At 74.0% G+C, this 2,622-nt stretch carries 3 protein-coding genes; 1 reads left to right on the forward strand and 2 read right to left on the reverse strand.

Annotation, left to right across the window (positions count from 1 at the left end; all coding sequences use genetic code 11):
* Nucleotides 1-211: 211 nt before the first annotated feature.
* Nucleotides 212-1,279 carry an ROK family protein gene (locus tag ACWEVO_RS34665; RefSeq protein ID WP_452311635.1) on the forward strand — a complete coding sequence of 356 codons (1,068 nt, stop codon included), beginning with the start codon at nt 212-214 and terminating at the stop codon, nt 1,277-1,279.
* Here the strand turns inward: ACWEVO_RS34665 and ACWEVO_RS34670 are convergent.
* Entirely contained in the window at nt 1,254-1,454 is a 201-nt protein-coding gene (locus ACWEVO_RS34670; RefSeq protein ID WP_452311636.1) for a DUF397 domain-containing protein, read from the reverse strand. The two genes, ACWEVO_RS34665 and ACWEVO_RS34670, sit on opposite strands and share 26 nt — an antisense overlap.
* A 192-nt stretch (nt 1,455-1,646) precedes the next feature.
* Nucleotides 1,647-2,622, reverse strand: a 976-nt coding sequence (locus tag ACWEVO_RS34675; protein ID WP_452311637.1) for an ATP-binding protein, incomplete at its 5' end; no start/stop codon positions are given.

Below are 2,622 nucleotides of genomic sequence, written 5' to 3' on the forward strand. Positions count from 1 at the left end.
TATACACCGGTGCACTTACAATACTTCCCTACCCCACCCTCTTCCGATCTGCCCTCGAGGACACACGCTCCGGTCGACCGGCGGCCGCGGCCGTCGTCCGGCTCCGTCGGCTTGTGCCGGACCGGACGGGCTGGTGGGTGGCCGTCCGACGCATGGCGGGCCGGTGAACAGCGAACTAGCCTCAGGTCAGGCTCGGTGGGGAGGGGTGGCCGTGGGCAGCGCGGGTGTGCCGGTGGTGGTGGGGCTGGACAACGGTGGCAACAGCAACAACGCCACCGTCCTGACCGTCGACGGCCGGTTCCTGGTGGACGGACTGGTGGAGATCCCGAGCGAGGTGCAGGCCGGCCCGGAGGCGGCGATCGAGGCCCTGGCCCGGGCGTTCGACGGGGTGCTGGCGCTCACCGGCGTGCCCCGGGCGCTGGTCCAAGCGGTCGGGCTGGACACCCCCGGCCCGGCCAGCGCCACCGGGGTGATCTCCTCGCGCGGCTCCACCAACTTCGCCCAGCCGGCCTGGCGGGGCTACGACGTGCGGAGCGCGCTGGAGCGGCGGCTGGGACTGCCGGTGGTCTACGCCAACGACGGCAACGCGGCGGCCCTCTACGCGCACCACGTCCACTTCGGAGCGGATGCCATGAGCCGGTCCTCGGTCGCCGCGATCGTCGGCACCGGGCTCGGCGGGGGTGTGGTCGAGTCCGGCCGGGTGGTCGGCGGCGCGGCCGGGATGGCGGGCGAGTTCGGGCACGTGCACATCCCGCTGGACGGGCTGCTCGGGCCGGACCAGCCGGTACCCACCTGCGCCTGCGGCTTCAGCGGGGACGCGGAGAGCGTCGCCTCGCTGACCGGGATCGAGCGGAACCTGCTGCCGTACTGGCTGTCCCGGATCCCGGGGCACCCGCTGGCGGCGGAGCAGCCGGGCCGGGCGGCCAAGCTGGTCCGCGGCTACGGCGAGCGGGGCGACGAGCTGGCGCGGCGGGTCTTCGCCCAGCAGGCGGCGGCCCTGGGGCGGCTCTTCACGATCGCGGCGAACTTCACCGACCCGCACGCGTACTTCGTCGGTGGCGGGGTGGTGGAGGCGGCGCCGGAGTTCCGCGACTGGTTCCTGGCCACCGTGCGGGAGCACACCGTGCTCCGGGCCGAGCAGGCCGCGGTGGCCACCTTCGCCCTGGTGCCCGACCGGGACATGGCCGGGGCGCGCGGGGTGGCCATCGCGGCGCTGGAGACGGTGCAGGCCGGCTCGGCCGCCGGTCCGCTGGTCAGGGACGGGGCGGCGCTGCGGTGAAGGCGGCCCAGGCGGCCGGGGGGAAGACCAGTAGCGGGCCGGCCGGGTCCTTGGAGTCGCGGACGGCGACCGCCGCCGCGAGCGGCGCCATCTCGACGCACGCGCCCTCGTCGCCGCTGTGGCTGCTCTTGCGCCAGCCGGTCGCCGGTCGCCGGGGGCTGTTCGGGCTGTCCATTGCGTCTACCTCTCGTTCAGCAGGCGGAGGAGCTGGTCCCGGCTGGCCGCCGGGTTGAGCGCCACGGCGGACCGCATCGCCGGTGCCTTCATGGCGCTGGGGATGGTCCGCGTCGGGCGGTGGCGGGTGAAGGTCATCGCGATCGGCCGCCGCCCGAAGGAGGCGGCGCAGCCGGCCTGAATCCGCCCGGCCTCACAGCAGCCGGCGCCGCTTCAGGTAGCCGACAAGGTCGTCGTAGAAGCCGCCCTCGTTGGCGAACATGGCCACGTTGCGGGCCGTCGACAACCACGGCCGGGTCGACGGGCGCACCTCCTTCAGCGCCCGGTCCAGGTCCCGCTGCTCGATCATCCGGACCTCACCGGCGCGTACCGAGTCGGCCATCGCGAACTCGGCCGCGGTTTCGCAGAGGTGGGCCAGGTCGGCGCCGGAGAAGTCCTCGGTGGCGGCGACCACCCGGCGCAGGTCGATGTTGGCGATCGGACGCTCGCGCAGGTGGTACTCCAGGATCGCGGCCCGCGCCTCGGCGTCCGGCGGCAGCACCAGCACCATCCGGTCCAGCCGCCCCGGCCGGCGCAGCGCCGGGTCGACGTCCCACGGGGTATTCGTCGCGGCCAGCACGAAGACGCCCTCGTTGTCGCCCTCCATGCCGTCCAGCTCGGCCAGCAACTGGTTGGCCAGGGCCCTCATCGAGCTCGACGAGACCTGCGAACGCTTGTGGCTCAGGGCGTCGATCTCGTCGAGGAAGAGCACGCAGGGGGCGTTGCGCCGGGCCGCCTGGAACAGCTCGTGCAGGTTCCGCTCGGAGTCTCCGAGCCACATGTCCAGCACGTCCACGATGGACAGCGAGAGGAACGTCGCCCCCATCTCGCCGGCCACCGCCCGGGCCAGGAAGGTCTTGCCGCAGCCCGGCGGGCCGTAGAGCATCAGCCCGCCGCGCAGACTCTTGCCGTACATGCGGCGCAGCTGCGGGTTGCGCAGCGGACCGAGGAAGGCCAGTTCCAGGCGCTCCTTCACCGCCGCCATGCCGCCCACGTCGGCCAGCCGGACCGGGGAGGACTCCATGTCGTACACCCGGTCGCCCTCGCCGCGGACCGGTTCCGGCTCGTCGCCGGCGCGCGCGAAGCGCGGCGGCACCACGTCGGCCAGTTCCTGCGCGTACGCGGCGAGC

The sequence above is a fragment of the Micromonospora sp. NPDC003776 genome (genome assembly GCF_053605645.1).